General features: G+C 65.8%; 13 protein-coding genes. 8 read left to right on the top strand and 5 right to left on the bottom strand.

Going from position 1 to position 10,907, the window contains the following annotated elements:
- The first annotated feature begins 113 nt into the window (after window positions 1-113).
- The 3 genes from ACFE77_RS02405 (at window position 114) to ACFE77_RS02395 (ending at window position 1,748) form a co-directional block, all read left to right on the top strand.
- On the top strand, window positions 114-383 hold the full coding sequence (locus ACFE77_RS02405; RefSeq protein WP_375420028.1) for a GlsB/YeaQ/YmgE family stress response membrane protein: 270 nt from the start codon (window positions 114-116) through the stop codon (window positions 381-383).
- Between the two features lie 158 nt (window positions 384-541).
- Window positions 542-1,183: an OmpA family protein gene (locus tag ACFE77_RS02400; RefSeq protein ID WP_375420027.1), complete on the top strand. Its 642-nt coding sequence runs from the start codon at window positions 542-544 to the stop codon at window positions 1,181-1,183.
- A gap of 37 nt (window positions 1,184-1,220) precedes the next feature.
- Window positions 1,221-1,748: a hypothetical protein gene (locus ACFE77_RS02395; RefSeq protein ID WP_375420026.1), complete on the top strand. Its 528-nt coding sequence runs from the start codon at window positions 1,221-1,223 to the stop codon at window positions 1,746-1,748.
- A gap of 76 nt (window positions 1,749-1,824) precedes the next feature.
- On the opposite strand, the gene ACFE77_RS02390 is transcribed toward ACFE77_RS02395, so the two are convergent.
- Window positions 1,825-2,397 (bottom strand): phosphatase PAP2 family protein, encoded by a 573-nt coding sequence (locus tag ACFE77_RS02390; protein ID WP_375420025.1) that lies wholly within the window; start codon window positions 2,395-2,397, stop codon window positions 1,825-1,827.
- A 33-nt stretch (window positions 2,398-2,430) separates the two neighbouring features.
- On the opposite strand from ACFE77_RS02390, the gene ACFE77_RS02385 reads away from it, so the two are divergent.
- Window positions 2,431-3,276: a Crp/Fnr family transcriptional regulator gene (locus ACFE77_RS02385; protein WP_375420024.1), complete on the top strand. Its 846-nt coding sequence runs from the start codon at window positions 2,431-2,433 to the stop codon at window positions 3,274-3,276.
- 4 nt (window positions 3,277-3,280) lie between these two features.
- On the opposite strand, the gene ACFE77_RS02380 is transcribed toward ACFE77_RS02385, so the two are convergent.
- Window positions 3,281-3,487, bottom strand: a complete 207-nt coding sequence (locus tag ACFE77_RS02380; RefSeq protein WP_375420023.1) for a DUF2945 domain-containing protein — start codon at window positions 3,485-3,487, stop codon at window positions 3,281-3,283.
- A 155-nt stretch (window positions 3,488-3,642) separates the two neighbouring features.
- On the opposite strand from ACFE77_RS02380, the gene ACFE77_RS02375 reads away from it, so the two are divergent.
- On the top strand, window positions 3,643-4,209 hold the full coding sequence (locus ACFE77_RS02375) for an arylesterase (protein ID WP_375420022.1): 567 nt from the start codon (window positions 3,643-3,645) through the stop codon (window positions 4,207-4,209).
- Here ACFE77_RS02375 and uvsE read toward each other — a convergent pair.
- From uvsE to ACFE77_RS02360, 3 genes are all read right to left on the bottom strand, one after another.
- Complete coding sequence (uvsE, locus tag ACFE77_RS02370) at window positions 4,206-5,348, bottom strand: UV DNA damage repair endonuclease UvsE (protein ID WP_375420021.1); 1,143 nt, start codon at window positions 5,346-5,348, stop codon at window positions 4,206-4,208. The genes ACFE77_RS02375 and uvsE overlap by 4 nt on opposite strands.
- Window positions 5,345-6,418 (bottom strand): phosphoesterase, encoded by a 1,074-nt coding sequence (locus ACFE77_RS02365; protein ID WP_375420020.1) that lies wholly within the window; start codon window positions 6,416-6,418, stop codon window positions 5,345-5,347. Before ACFE77_RS02365 ends, uvsE begins: the two co-directional genes overlap by 4 nt.
- Before the next feature lie 79 nt (window positions 6,419-6,497).
- Complete coding sequence (locus tag ACFE77_RS02360) at window positions 6,498-7,985, bottom strand: PAS domain S-box protein (RefSeq protein ID WP_375420019.1); 1,488 nt, start codon at window positions 7,983-7,985, stop codon at window positions 6,498-6,500.
- 182 nt (window positions 7,986-8,167) lie between these two features.
- On the opposite strand from ACFE77_RS02360, the gene ACFE77_RS02355 reads away from it, so the two are divergent.
- The 3 genes from ACFE77_RS02355 to ACFE77_RS02345 are packed head-to-tail and all read left to right on the top strand — an operon-like array spanning window position 8,168 to window position 10,728.
- Complete coding sequence (locus tag ACFE77_RS02355; RefSeq protein ID WP_375420018.1) at window positions 8,168-8,749, top strand: SRPBCC family protein; 582 nt, start codon at window positions 8,168-8,170, stop codon at window positions 8,747-8,749.
- The gene (locus ACFE77_RS02350; RefSeq protein WP_375420017.1) at window positions 8,749-9,933 is read left to right on the top strand and encodes a zinc-dependent alcohol dehydrogenase; all 1,185 of its coding nucleotides are present in this window, start codon (window positions 8,749-8,751) and stop codon (window positions 9,931-9,933) included. The genes ACFE77_RS02355 and ACFE77_RS02350 overlap by 1 nt, the downstream gene beginning before the upstream one ends.
- 12 nt (window positions 9,934-9,945) lie before the next feature.
- Window positions 9,946-10,728 carry an SDR family NAD(P)-dependent oxidoreductase gene (locus tag ACFE77_RS02345; protein WP_375420016.1) on the top strand — a complete coding sequence of 261 codons (783 nt, stop codon included), beginning with the start codon at window positions 9,946-9,948 and terminating at the stop codon, window positions 10,726-10,728.
- The last annotated feature ends 179 nt before the right edge of the window (window positions 10,729-10,907 follow it).

Below are 10,907 nucleotides of genomic sequence, written 5' to 3'. Positions count from 1 at the left end.
GCTCGCCCACTGATCGTGCTGAACATTACCGCTCCGACATCGTTGATGCCGTCCTACCCGAATGCAGCGCCGTAACCGGCTGCGAGTGGGGGCGAACAACGGAAGGTAATCTCATGGGTCTCATCATTCTCCTCATCGTCGGCGGCATCGTCGGCTGGCTGGCGAGCCTCATCATGCGCACCGACGGCCAGCAGGGCATCGTCCTCAACGTCGTCGTCGGCATCGTCGGCGCACTGCTCGCGGGCTTCATCGTCACACCGCTGATCGGCGGCGCCCCGATCACCAGCGGCGCCATTTCGATCCAGTCGGTGCTGGTCTCGCTGCTCGGCGCGGTGATCCTGCTCGCGCTGATCAACCTGTTCCGTCGTGGTGCGGTGCGCTGATCGCAACCACGAACATCTGATGCGGGGGCGCGATCGTCATGTCGGACTGGTGCCGAAGACGGTCGCGCCGTCGCATTCGACCGGGAACGCGACGGCGTGGAGCGGTTTTCCGAATTAGTGCGTTGGCGAAACAGGATACCAGCAACAGGAGAGCAACTATGGTTGATCCGGAAGACCGGCGCACCGACGGCGCGCCACCGAACCACATTCACATCGAGAAGAACAAGAAGACCAACTGGCTCGCGTGGATCCTCCTCGCGCTCGGCTTGTTGGCGCTGCTCTTCGCGCTCAGCCGTTGCGGCCGGGACGACGAAGCGGCAGTTGCGCCCGTGCCTTCGCCGACTGCCAGCGCGACCAGCGACGGCGTCGTCGCCGCCACCGCCGATGCGGGGCAGTCGACCGTTCTCGCCACCACCGCCGGTCTCGGCGCCTATCTGGCGGGCAATGAAGCCGTGCCGCGCAGCTTCACGTTCGAAAAGCTGAACTTCGACACCGCCAAGAGCGACATCCGTTCGGAAGACGCCGACGAGGTCGCGACGGTAGCCGCGACGCTGAAGCAGTATCCAAACACAAAGGTGCGCGTTGCCGGTTATGCCGATGCCCGTGGCGCGGAACCCGCCAACGTCGCGCTCGGCAAGGCACGCGCCGACAGCGTGAAGGCCGCACTGGTCGCGCAGGGCATCGACGCGAACCGGATCGAGACCGGCAGCGGTGGCGAAGCCGACCCCGTCGGCTCCAACGCCACGACCCCAGGTCAGGCGGAAAACCGCCGCACCGAGATCGTCGTCACGCAGCGTTGATCCTTGGGATCGACGCACTCGAACGAAGGAACGAACCATGTCACGTACCATCACCGCGCTGTTCGACACTCGCGCCGATGCCGAAGCTGGGGGCGAGCGCCTCCGCCAGGCAGGTATTGACGCGAGCCACGTCAACATCCACGATCAATCGTCGCACACGACATCGGGCAGCTACTCGACGCACCAGGATCGCGGCCTGTGGGCGTCGATCAAGAACGCCTTCCTGCCGGACGAGGATCGCCATACCTATGAGGAGGGCATCCGTCGTGGTGGCTTCCTGCTGACCGCCGATGTCGATGAGGACAATACGGCAGCCGCAGTCCGCGCGCTCGAGGAAGCGAATTCAATCGATCTCGACGAACGGTCGCAGCAGTGGCGTTCCGACGGATGGGATTATGCGGGCAGCACGGGAACCGGCCTTGGCGCCGACCGCGATACGGACATCGGTACCGCGACCACCGAGAACGATCGGGCCGGCGGCTCGGTGCTCACCGGGTTCCGCGACACCGACCAGAGCAGCAATCGGTATCGCTCCTATTACCGGTCGGACGACGACCGGATCTGACGACCGGATCTAAAGCCGACGCTGAAGGGCGTCGTTCTTCTCTACCCAACGGCCGCGCGGAACCCCCGCGCGGCCGTCACTCGTTTTCGTCCGCTTCTCGCTTGCCGAACACCGCATCGACGGCAAGTTCGGCAGCGACGCCCACGACCGCGCCTGCGGCGAGATCGCTCAGATAATGTTTGCTGCGCGGGATCTGGATAAGCGCGACGGCCGCGGCGGTGCCATAGGCGGAAAGGCGATGTTCGGGATAGACGCGGGCAAACGCACGCGCGACCGTGACCGCACCCGCGGTGTGTCCCGAGGGAAAGCTGCTGTCTTCGCTTTCCCGACTATCCCCGGCTTCCATCGTATAGTCGCGGCCGTCGTCGACGGCCTCGGGCCGGGTCCGATCGACCCGCTTCTTGACGCTGGTCTTGATCTGCGTGGCCAGCAACTCGGAGGCCAGCATCGTCGCGCCCGCCCGGATCATCCGCGGATTGTGCGCGATCGCACCGATCAGGGTGGTCGCGACGCAAATCGAGATTAGCGGCGGTTGATCGGCAAGCTCGCTCACCCAGCCCACGGCCCTCACGATAGGATTGCGGCGGGCGGGCGCCGCACGTTCGGCGAGATCCAGGTCGACCCGTTCGACCGCGGTGGTTTGGTTCATGCCGTCAGTTAGCGGCACCGGAGCGCGGCGTCGATGCGCCGTCGGCATGGGTCGCGGAAAGATCGCGGCGGTCGATCGTTCGTCACCAATCGCAACGACCAGGGAGCAGGCGATGCCCGCAAGGAACAGGGAAGCCGCAACCCCGAGCTGCGGGGCGCCGAGATGATCGACCGACACCTCGCCAAGCTACGCGCGCGAGACACGATCTCGCCGGAGGAGGAAAAGGCGATTCGCGACTCGGTGTCGGGCTACAAGGATCTGCCCGCCGATCACACGCTGATCTATCCGGGCGTCGATCTCGATCACTGCACGCTGCTGCTCTCCGGCATAATGTGCCGGTACAAGGACCTGCGCGGGGGCAGTCGCCAGATCACCGAACTCCATGTCGCGGGCGACTTCGTCGACCTCCACAGCTTCACCTTGAAGCATCTCGACCATGCGATCATGTCGCTCAGCCCTTGCCGGGTCGCGTTCGTGCCGCATGCTCGGCTGCGCGAGATCACCGAACGTTTCCCGCATCTCGCGCGGGTCTATTGGTTCGCGACCAACCTGGACGCGGCAATCCACCGCGAATGGACGTTCTCGCTCGGGCGCCGCAGCGCGCGTGCCAAGCTCGCCGCGCTGTTCTGCGAACTACAACTGCGCTTGCAGGTGGTCGGGCTTGCCGACGAGACCGGCTACGATCTGCCGATCACGCAGACCGACCTCGCCGAATGTACCGGGCTGACCAACGTCCACGTCAACCGTACGCTGAAGGATCTGCGCGAGAGCGATCTCGTCAATTTCCGCAGCGGTCGGGTGACGATCCTCGATCTTCCGAAGCTGCGGCGCGCGGGCGAGTTCGACCCGTCCTATCTGTATCTCGACGGGCGTCGCTGACCCGTCATTCCTTCTTCAGCGCCGTCGGCTTGTGCGCGGCCTGCTTACCCGCATCGGTCTCGACGATGTATTGCGGATCGTCCTTGCTCGCGGCGACCTTGTGCCCCTTGATCTCGGTTTCGCTGGTCTGCTTCTTCACCACCTTGCCATGCGCGGTGCCGCCATGGCTCTTCCACGAAACCTTGTCGCCCTTGTGCAATTCGTCGGCCATCGTCGATCTCCTTGCCATACGAAACCGTTAAGCCTGCGAACCAGTTCCGGCCCAGTTCCGGTGGCTCCGAGACATGGTAATCGGCGGCGGCGATCCCCACCTCCCGCGCTTCACCAACGCATACGAACGATTGCCCTCATGGAGATCATGGGTCGATGAACCTGCGCGCCGATCCCTTCGTCCTCGCTTTCGGCGACAGCCTGACCGCGGGCTATGGCCTGACCCGCGCCGAGGCGTTCCCAGCCCGGCTGGAGGCGCTGCTGCGTGAGCGCGCGCCTGCCGCCAGCGTCCAGAATGCCGGCGTGTCGGGCGACACCACCGGCAGCGGCCTAGCCCGACTGCCGCGGCTGCTAGCGAGCCTGCGCCGCAAACCCGACCTCGCGATCGTCGAACTCGGCGCCAACGATATGCTGCGCTTCGTCGATCCCGTCGTCACCGAACGCAATCTCGGCGCGATCCTCGACCAGTTCGAGGCGTGCGACATCCGCGTGCTGCTCGCAGGGATGATGGCGCCGCCGTTCCTCGGCGAACGTGCGCTGCGCTTCAACGCGCTGTTCCCGGCGCTGGCCGCACGGCGCGGCGTCTCGCTATACCCGTTCTTCATGGCGGGCGCGATCGGCCGGCCCGAGCTGACGCTGCGCGACGGCCTCCACCCCAGCGCCCGCGCGATCGAGATCATCGCGCGATCCATCCTGCCGAGCGTCGAAGCCGCGCTCGTTTAGACGGCGCCCTCGTCGACGTCGGGTGCGTCGTCGGCCGCTACGCCCTGCTCGAGCGCCGCTTCATCGGCTGCCAGTCCCGCCTCGTCGGCCGCGGTGATGCCGAAGCGCGCGGCGACGTCGGGGGCGAAGCGGAGCAGGTCGGGACGCAGCTTCAACAGGCTGATGTCCTTCGACTTGCCCTCCATCATTACATCGAACTCCAGCCCCTCGGCCATCCGCATGAACGTTGCGAATTCGAACGGGTTGGTGAAGTCGGCATGCCCGGTCCAGATCGGCGGCCGCAGCACCGTCTTCACCCGCGCGGTAGCCTTTACCGGCGCCTTGGTGATCTCGCCCTTCTTGGGGCGAGCGGTGCCCGCCTTCGCGGCCGCGCGCTGCTTCGGGGTGATCGCCTGCTTGACCTCGCGCATTTCGGTACGCGGCGACGAGAAGTGGATCTTCGGCCGCACACCCGCAGGCCAGCTCGCGAGGAAGCGTTCGAGCGTCGCACGCATGTCGAGCCGTTCGGGGTTGAGACACCAGAAATGCTGATAGTCAAAGATCAACCGCACGCCCGTTCGTTCATGGATCCACAGGACGTCCGCGGCGGAGAAGCGGATATCGTCGTTCTCCAGCACCAGCCGCCGGCGCACATGATCGGGGCATTTCTCCCACCCCTCGATCCAGCGTGCGCGGCTCGCCTCGCGGTCGTCATAGACTCCGCCGACATGCGTCACCATCACCGCCTCGTCGTCGAGCCCCATGCGATCGAGCATCTCGGCCTGGCTCGCCAGATCCCAGATGCTTTTCCTGGTCAGCGTCTCGTCCGGCGAATTCAGCAGCACATATTGCGACGGATGGAACGACAGGCGGATATCGAGCGCCTTCGCCTTGGCCCCGAACGCGCGTAGTTCGGCATCGCTTTCCGCGACCATGTCGTGGAATTGCGGCATGTCCGGATGCGTCGCGTAGGGCGCGAGATCCGACGACAGTCGGTACATGTCGAGATGCTGCGAAGCGAGATAGTCGAGTATCCGGTCGACCCCCTCCAGCGAACATTTCAGATGCGGGTTCTTCTGCCATCGGCGCGTGTCGTTCGACTTCATGTCGGGTCGGCCCATGACCTTCACGGGAAAGCCGAGTCGTAGCGGTCGAGTCATGCAGGCACCTGTTCGGAAGGAAAGCCGAGATCGCGGACGAACGCGTTCCACTCGGCGGGTCGCAAGGCGCCACCGGTGGCCTGGACATGGCCGTTGCCGTAGTGGGCGCCGGCGCCTGCCGGGCGGTGGTCGGCGAGGAACGCGATCAGGTCCCGGCCGCTGGCGGATCGTGCGGCGAAATGGACCCAGCCGTCGCGGTAGCCGGTGTTGGCGGCGAGCACGATCTTGTCCTTCAGCCGCCCGCGCCATTGCTGCGCGATCAGCGGATGGATCTGGCACGGCGACGCGAAACGGATCAGCGCGACGTCGCCCTGCACCCGCGGCGGCACCCGCTTCGCCTCCGCGAGCGCGGCGTTCACCTCGGCCTTGGCGTCGAGCAACGCCTGGGTCTCGGGATGCGCGCCGGACAACACGTCCTTGGGTCCGCCCGCCTTCATCAGTAGCGCTAGTGCCGGACTTGCGTCGGCGGCGGCCGCGCGGCGCGGCGCATTGATCAGCGACACCGCATTGCGCAGCGCGGTCTTGCCCCAGCGCGCCTGCGCGGTCGCGAGTTCGGGAAACGCGTCCTCTGGCGCCATGTCGCCGATCAGGCCGAGCGCGGCGAGCCACAGCCAAGCGTCCGCATCCCCCAACGCCTGCGCGCACCACCACGCTAGCAGCGCCGAAGTCGGTTCGGGCACCAGGCCGTTGCCGCTGATCGCGGTGGTCTCGCCGCCGGGCTCGCCGGTCGGCACATGATGATCAATCAAGATGGTCGGCACGCCCGACGCTATCGGCTCGCTCCGCACGCCGAGATCGGTGACGATCAGCCCGCCCGGGTCACGCGCGCGAACCTCGTCCGCGAACGCAGCGTCCCATGGGTTCTCGCCCTTGCCAAGGATGCGGACCGCATGATCGATCCGCGCCGCGCCCAACGCCCGTGCGAGTGTAGCGACGGCGGCAAGCCCATCGGCATCGAAATGGCCGACGATCAGGATCGGGCGGGTGCGATCGCACCCATCGAGCGCCGCGATGAAGGCGGCACCCACGGCTTGGCGGAGGTCGGTGGGATCGAGCAGGACGCGAGGCATTGATAAGGTAACGTCCTTCCCTGCCGATCGGCTCCCCCGCAATCGACCAGGCTACCGCGCTGGGCGAGACCGGCGCGCGTCAACCCGTTCGGCCGCCGATCCCGCGTTCGCGCGCCCAGATCACCGCGGCGCTGCGCCGGTTGACGCCGATCTTCGCGTAGAGCCGCGACACGTGGTTGCGCACGGTGTTGCTCGACAGCGCAAGCCGCGCCGCGATCGCCTTGTCGTCGCGGCCCTCGCAGATCAGCTCCAGCACCTCGCGTTCGCGCCGGCTCAGCTCCTGCGAGGCGGGTTGCGCGGATGTGCCCTCGCTCGCGTTGCCGCGAACGGTGGCGAGCTTGTCCATGATCGATCGGCTGAACCAGCTCGCATCCTTCATCACCGCGTCGATGGCGTCGACCAGCTCCAGTTCGGTATGCCTGCGCGCGCTGATGTCCTGGTACAGCCACAGCACGCAGCGATCGCCGCGCAGCGCGATCACCTCGGCGGACACCAGGCAGTCGCTGGTCGACCCGTCCTTGTGGAGCACGCGGACATCATGGTTGCGGATGCCGCCGCGCCGCTTGATCTCATCCTCCAGCACGCGGCGCTGGTCGCCGTCGTTCCATAGCTGCAGGTCGTCGGGAGCATGGCCGAGCAGTGCTTCGGTGGCATGGCCGGTCAGCCGCCGGAACGCCTCGTTGACCTCGACGATGCGGTGGTCGTCGCCGCTGGTCACCGCCATCGCCACCGGCGCCATCCGGAACACCGTCGCGAAATGCCGCTCGCTCGCGCGCAACGCGCCCTCCGCCTGTCGCCGCGGCTCCAGATCGGCGAAGGTGAACAACATGCAACGCTCGTCGGCGATTTCGATCGGCTGGCCGGCGAGGATCACCAGCTTGGTGCCGCCGTCGGGCAGCGGCACCTCCGCCTCTACCTGCGGAATCGTCGTGCCCGCGGCGAGGTGATCGGCGACGACCTTGTGGCGTTCGGCACGCGCGAGCACGTCGATCTCGCGCAGCGGCCGCCCCAGCACCGCGGCGCGCTCGTAGCCGGTCATGTCAAGGAACCCCGCATTGACGCGTACATAACGCTGGTCGCTAAGCCGCACGATCGCGGCGGGCGCCGGATTGGCCTGGAACATCGCCTCGAACCGCGCCTCCGCTTCGAACCGGTCGGACACATCTTGGATGACGAGCGCGAGGCAATCGGGATCGCCGCCGTCGATGTCCATCACCACGTCATGAACCTGGTGCGTCCAGCGCGGCTCGTTGTCGCCGACCCGTGCCACCTCGACGATCATGTCGGGAAATTGTTCGCCCGCGAGCATCCGCATGATCGGGTATTCGCGCCGGTCGAGCCGGTGGTGGTTGCGGTGCCGCAGGCAGAAGCGCTGGCAATATTCGTCGGCGGTCGCGCCGAGGTCCTTGGGCTTGGTGACGCCGTGCATCTTGCACGCGGCGGGATTGGCGGTGAGGATCACGCCGGTCGGGTCGACCAGGATGACGCCAGCGGTGAGGCCCTGCACCAGTTGCTCGAGATGCTGAAGCGTCGGCGTTGCCAGCTTGTCTGCGGAAGGGCGTGCCATTCAGCGCAAGCGAACGCGCAGCGTCGCGGTTCCCGCGCCGTCGATGGTCGCTTGCGACCCGAAGTCGCCAACATGGATCAACATTGGGGATGGGAGACCGGCAAACCGCTGTGATCCCGATCAATTCGGAACAAAGTTTTGGGCGGTTCGCTTGGTGACCTTACCGCAGACAGGAGTGTTCCATGGCAGATCAGAGCGTCCACGACGACGCCCCGCTGACCGCATCGAATCGTCATGACGCAATCGACGAGGCGACCGGCGGCAGCTTCGAGAAACGCGGCGATCAACTCGTCGGACGGTCGGTCACGATCAATCGTCCCGTCGGTGAACTCTTCGCCTATTTCCGCGATTTCACCAATCTTCCGACGTTCATGGAGAATGTCGAGCGCATCGACATCCTCGACCAGAAGCGGTCGCATTGGGTCGTGAAAGGCCCCGCCGGCAAGGCATACGAATGGGACTCGCTGATCACCGAGGAAGCTCAGGATCGGTTCATCGCCTGGGCGTCCGAGCCCGGTGCGGATGTCCCCAACAGCGGCCGGATCGACTTCCGCGACGCGGGTGCGCGCGGCACCGTCGTCACCGCGACGATCCTCTACGATCCCCCCGGCGGCGCGATCGGCAAGTTCATCGCCAAGATGTTCCAGCGCGAGCCTGCGATCCAGGCGCGCCGCGACCTGCGTCGCTTCAAGCAACTGATGGAAACTGGCGAGATCGCGACTTCCGCGATGACCCGCAAGCAACATGAAGAGGAGGCCGCCTGATGCGCGCCCTGGCCTGGCACGGCAAGCACGACGTCCGCGTCGATACCGTCGATGATCCCGAGATCGTCAATCCCCGCGACTGCATCATCAAGGTCACCGCGACCGCGATCTGCGGGTCCGACCTCCATCTCTACGACGGCTACATTCCGACGATGCAGGCTGGCGACATCCTAGGCCATGAATTCATGGGCGAGGTCGTCGAGATCGGCGCGAAATCGACGCTGAAGAAGGGCCAGAAGGTCGTGGTCCCGTTCACGATCTCGTGCGGCAGCTGCTATCATTGCGGCAAGCATCAATATTCGGCGTGCGACAACGGCCTGCCCGCCGATAATCAGGATATCGCGCAGACGATCTACGGCCAGCCGATGTCGGGACTGTTCGGCTACAGCCACATGACCGGCGGCTATGCCGGCGGCCAGGCCGAATATGTCCGCGTGCCGTTCAGTGATGTCGGCCCGATCGTCATTCCCGACGGTGTCGAGGACGAGAAGGTCCTGTTCCTGTCGGACATCCTGCCAACCGGCTGGATGGCAGCCGAAAATGCGCAGATCGAGCCCGGCGATACCGTCGCGGTCTGGGGTTGCGGCCCGGTCGGCCTGTTCGCGGTGCAGTCGGCGTTCCTGATGGGCGCCGAGCGCGTCATCGCGATCGACCACTTCCCGCACCGCCTCGAACTCGCCAAGCGCTTCGGCGCGGAGACGATCAACTTCGAACAGACCGCGGTCTACGAAGCGCTGATGGAGATGACCGGCGGGATCGGCCCCGATGCGGTGATCGACAGCGTCGGGCTGGAGGCGCACGGCGCGTTCGTCGACAACATCGTCGACCAGATCAAGGCGTCGACCTTCCTCGGCACCGATCGCGCGCATTCGATCCGCCAAGCGATCATCGCCTGCCGCAAGGGCGGACGCGTCTCGATGCCCGCGGTCTATGGCGGCTTCATCGACAAGTTCCCGCTCGGTGCGTTCATGGAAAAGGGGCTGACGCTCAAGACCGGGCAGACCCACGTCCAGCATTACATGCCCGCGCTGCTCAACGCGATCATGGAAGGGAAGATCGACACCACCTTCCTGATCTCGCACCGCATGGCGCTCGAAGACGCGCCCAAGGGCTACGACATGTTCAAGAACAACCAGAACGAGGTGACGAAGGTCGTGCTTCGCCCCGACTTCGCCGCTGCTTGAGGAAAATAGACCATGGCCAATAAATTCGCGATCATCACCGGCGCATCGACCGGCATCGGCTTCGAACTAGCCACCCTCGCCGCCAAGGACGGCTACGACATCCTGGTAGTCGCCGACGAACCGCTGGTCGAGGCTGCAGCGGCGGACTTCAAGCAGTTCGGCACCGACGTCCAGTCGGTCGAGGCCGATCTGTCGACGATCGAGGGCGTCGATCGTCTCCTCGCGGCCGCCGGCGGGCGCCAGATCGACCTGGTCTGCGCCAATGCCGGTCGCGGGCTCGGCCACGGCTTCCTCGATCAGTCGGTCGCGGACTGGCGCAAGGTCGTCGACACCAATGTCGTCGGCACACTCTACCTGCTTCACAAGACGTTACCCGCGATGGTCGCGCGCAACGAGGGCAAGGTGCTGGTGGTCGGCTCGATCGCGGGCTTCATCCCGGGCAGCTTCCAGGCGGTCTACAACGGCACCAAGGCGTTCGTGGACAGCTTCACCGATGCGCTGCGCAACGAGCTGAAGGAATCGGACGGCGTCACGATCACCACGCTGATGCCGGGCCCGGTCGAGACCGAGTTCTTCGACCGCGCCGACATGATGGACACGTCGGTCGGCACCAACCCCAACAAGAGCGATCCGGTCGATGTCGCCAAGGACGGCTGGGACGCGCTGATGGCCGGCAAGGCGTCGATCGTATCGGGCTGGAAGAACAAGCTGCAAGTCGCCGCGGCGCACATCACCCCGGCCGCAGTGTTGGCGGAACAGCACCGCAAGATGGCGGAGCCGGGCACGGCGGATTGATCCTCCCCACGGCGTCTACTCAACCGTTCGTGCTGAGTAGAGACCGAGTAGCCCCGCAGGGGCGTATCGAGGGCTCGTATCGAAGCACAGGTTCCGCGCGCCAACCTGTCCTCCGATACGGGCTCTCGATACGCTGCTGACGCAGCTACTCGATCCCTACTCCGACGAACGGGTCGGAG

The organism is uncultured Sphingomonas sp., assembly GCF_964243315.1.
Lineage (GTDB): Bacteria > Pseudomonadota > Alphaproteobacteria > Sphingomonadales > Sphingomonadaceae > Sphingomonas.
This window is presented reverse-complemented; position numbering and strand designations above follow the sequence as displayed.